This window comes from Psychrobacter sp. AOP30-A2-5 (assembly GCF_052378115.1).
In the GTDB taxonomy this organism is placed as follows: domain Bacteria; phylum Pseudomonadota; class Gammaproteobacteria; order Pseudomonadales; family Moraxellaceae; genus Psychrobacter.
This window is the reverse complement of the sequence record NZ_JBQSXK010000044.1, coordinates 1-2908: the sequence shown is the minus strand read 5'-3', so window position 1 is coordinate 2908 and position 2908 is coordinate 1. Positions and strand designations below refer to the sequence as shown.

2 protein-coding genes are annotated in these 2908 nt (G+C 34.4%); one reads left to right on the top strand and one right to left on the bottom strand.

The window, feature by feature from the left end; genetic code table 11:
- Positions 1-280 precede the first annotated feature (280 nt).
- Positions 281-1246, bottom strand: a complete 966-nt coding sequence (locus ACT3S4_RS14220; protein ID WP_444761291.1) for a YagK/YfjJ domain-containing protein — start codon at positions 1244-1246, stop codon at positions 281-283.
- 531 nt (positions 1247-1777) lie between these two features.
- Here ACT3S4_RS14220 and ACT3S4_RS14215 point away from each other — a divergent pair.
- Positions 1778-2899 (top strand): hypothetical protein, encoded by a 1122-nt coding sequence (locus tag ACT3S4_RS14215; protein ID WP_444761290.1) that lies wholly within the window; start codon positions 1778-1780, stop codon positions 2897-2899.
- Positions 2900-2908 lie beyond the last annotated feature (9 nt).

Below are 2908 nucleotides of genomic sequence, written 5' to 3'. Positions count from 1 at the left end.
CGCAGGATGAACTTTAAGCGTCTTGCACAGACTAACGCCAAGGCTGACGAGAACCGCAGGAGACAACAGCTGGTCGATCAAATTGATACTGATGCCATCAGTCATCTCATAGACCGCAGTTGACTGACAACATGGACAGATGGTTTTCATAAACACTCCTTTTATTTTAGGCATAAAAAAGGCCTGCACGAGGCAGACCTTTATTGATTAAATGTTGATTGGATTAGGCGCTTTACTAATTACTAATGCGCTATCTCATTAAAATAGTATATACCTGAGATTATTTTGGTATGGGTGGGAGACCTCGACGCTTTGTATTATGGTATTGACCATGACCAAAGCTACGCATGCCAAGTAACTTGGCTTTTAATCGCTGCTCATACTTCTCAGGGCAAGTTAGGTAAAGCGCAGCATTTATAGCGTTATCCACCTCTAGCTGGTTACTCTTACGAATCATACCTATGCCAAGCTTATCTTGGCGCTTATAGTCTCGTTTATGATGGGTGGTATTACAATTGAAATAACAGCCCAATCCATCTGTTATTTCAATCCATTTCTTTCCGATAGCATAACCTAAGAACCAGTCAAGCTGACGCTTATCACCGTTATATATCAATAACATGTGACAATGCAAACCACCAGTATCAACTCCTTGTTCTATCGCCCAAATATAACCTCTTAAGTCTTCGAAACAACCCTTGTCTTTGACAGTTCTATTTGTATTCTTTTTTCTATTCGCTCTTGCTCTATCCCTTTGTATTTTATCCATGAGCTGAACTAGAAAATCACTAAAATTCTCGATACCGACAAGATGCGCGAACTCTAATCTTATCTTTAAATCAACTCTCACGATAAGTACGCGTGCATACTCTAAACAGTAATTCATGTACTGACGAAGTGAGTAGCTATTACGTTGCTCTCGAAGGGCAAAGTTAGAAATTTCCATAGCAAAATCATGCTTATAACAACTGAGCGTATCTATGAATTTTTTTGTCATTGCTTTATCCCAGATAAGCTCGCTAGGATAGCAATTACCACAAACAAGGTAGCAACTACCTATAAACCATTCTATCGAAGCAGTGTACTGTAATTCGTCATTATATAAGGACGTCATTGCTTGATAATAAATGTTCAACTGCTCGCTTATTTGTTGGATATTAATTCGAGTGTTAGGGCTAAGAATATCGGTCACTAGTTTATCAACTTTGGCGACGACGTAGTCATGCCCTAAGGAAAGTGTGTTCATTTTATTTTACCCAAGGTTAGATGTTCATAGTCTTAGGCTGATAGATATTTTATTACTACGATTGAATATAAGTTTAATAAACATTAGTCAAATATGTATTTACTAATTATTTACTAATAATATTAATAACCGGATTAGCTCAATATGTGATTCACTGCTAATACGGGTAGTTTGTAAGACTAAAAACATTGAGTTATCAGTGAGTATGCAAGTGGGGAGTTACGTAGTAAATGTAGCTAGAATTTCAAAAATTCAACTTGCCTTTAGACATATAATACTTTGCCATTAAGCATTAGTTAAAACAGATATAGAAACCGAGACTCTTATAGTACCTAGTGAGAAGTGAGAGCTTTAAGAAAGCTGTTTTTAGGATTTAAAGGTTTTATCAATCCTAACACGCTGAAGATATCTGTATTCATAAGGCATGAGGCTGTTTTTCTCTAGAAAAATACTAGAAATTATATAGTAAGTTTATTGTATTTTCATATAAATAAACTATAATTTTACTATTCTATTTTTAGGAAAATAACGATGGATATAAGTCTTTGGGATCAACTTCAAAGTATGGATAAGCCTCAAACTACTTTAAATAACAGCGTAGATCGTGTTTCTGACGAAGCAATAGAAAGATATGCACGATCCAAATGGTTAAGGCATAAAGTTGATGACTATATAAAAGATGACAAATTCCGTAGGAAATCGGTAGAAGCTTTTCACGCTGATTTACAAAAATTGAGTAATAACGATGCTAAGTCTCTTCTTCATGTCAGCAACATTTTAGATAACAGAAGTTTAGAAAATATAGGTTTAGATAGTGGAGATTATAGAAATCTGTTGATTACCTATCTTCAAAGTAGACAGGACCCTCTCTCGACATATAGAGAATTAATCTTATATAAAATACATAACGTTTTACCTGAAGAGTATTTAGGTTGGTTCAAAGATGACCTGCGATGTTCGCTATTTTTAGCATATTTAGTTAAAGACTCAATATTTATTAATGCTTATAAGGGGAGAGAAGAATTAATTAGCGTAGTGACTGATTATTTACGCTATGAAATACATATGTTTATTGAGGAATACACTCAAAACCTTCCTGCTTACAAAGTTGATTACAAGGGAGTTGGAGAGCATAAGACTGTCGATATACTATACGCAAAATCTGTCTATTTAAAAAATCGTAGTAAAGAAAAAGATCTAAAATGGCTTGATTCTTCTAATCAGCACCAAATTGACTGGACTTATAATTACCTTAATGAAGAAAAGCGTTCATATATCATACTTGAGGATATATTTTTCCCTCAAACTAAAGAAGAAAAATATGAACTGATAATTGCAAGCTTAGATATTCTTTCAAATGTTGAGGGAACGGATGTTGAAAGCTTAGCAATTTTAAAGAAACGTAAGGGAGATACCAAAATTATTAGTAGAGGTAACTCAGAGAGAATAGACGTAATACAAAGAATGAAAAAAGCTTGGGTTCAACTGGGGACCGATACCAAAAATTCTAAAGATAAACTCGTTCTCAATATAACTAACAAAAACAAGGAGAAGCTTGTCGCATTAGCTAAGAATGTAAATCAAACTCCAAATAAATTTATTAACCAGGCGATTGAAGATGTTCATAGAGAAGTCTTTAAAATAGATGGTTAAATATGTTTC